The organism is Bradyrhizobium sp. LeoA1Lang (assembly GCF_055413685.1).
Window position 1 is genome coordinate 1 of record NZ_JBVAPG010000483.1, and the last position, 613, is coordinate 613.

Consider the following 613-nt stretch of genomic DNA (forward strand, 5'->3'; position numbering starts at 1 on the left):
AAGTCGTAGAAGGCCAGCAGGGCGTCGCGATCCTTGACCAGACATTCGACCGCCCGGCCGTATTTGGCGCGGTATTTCTCGGCGAAAACGTCGATCGCCGCTTCGGCGGACGCCCGGTTCGGCGCCCAGTAGACCTCGCGCAGATCCTTCTTCATGGTGGCCTGCACCGAGAGCGGGACCTTGTCCAGGACGTTCACGGTCTTGTGCACCCAGCATCGCTGGTGGCGTGTGCCGGGACAGACCTCGTCGAGCGCCTTCCAGAAGCCGAGCGCGCCGTCGCCGACGGCAATTTCCGGGGCGATCTGCAACCCGCGCCGCTTGACGTCGATCAGGAGCTCACGCCAGCTCTGCGCGCTCTCCCGCACGCCGACCTGGAAGCCGATCAGTTCCTTCTTGCCTTCCGGCGTCGCGCCGATCAGCACCAGCATGCACTCGCCGTGGTCTTCCATGCGGGCCTGCAGGAAGACGCCATCGGCCCACACATACACACGTATCGTCGCGCCGACAAATCGCGCCTCTGCCAGCGCTCGTACTCGCCTTGCCACTCCGCGGTCAGCCGGGAAATCACCGCGGGCGACAGGTTCGGTGCGTCCTTGCCCAGCAAGGCCGTCAG

Annotated in this window: 1 pseudogene; it reads right to left on the reverse strand. The window is 65.9% G+C overall.

Features of this window, described 5'->3' with window-relative positions:
* Positions 1-613: pseudogene (locus tag ACZYOF_RS44250) on the reverse strand (IS256 family transposase); the annotation flags it as partial.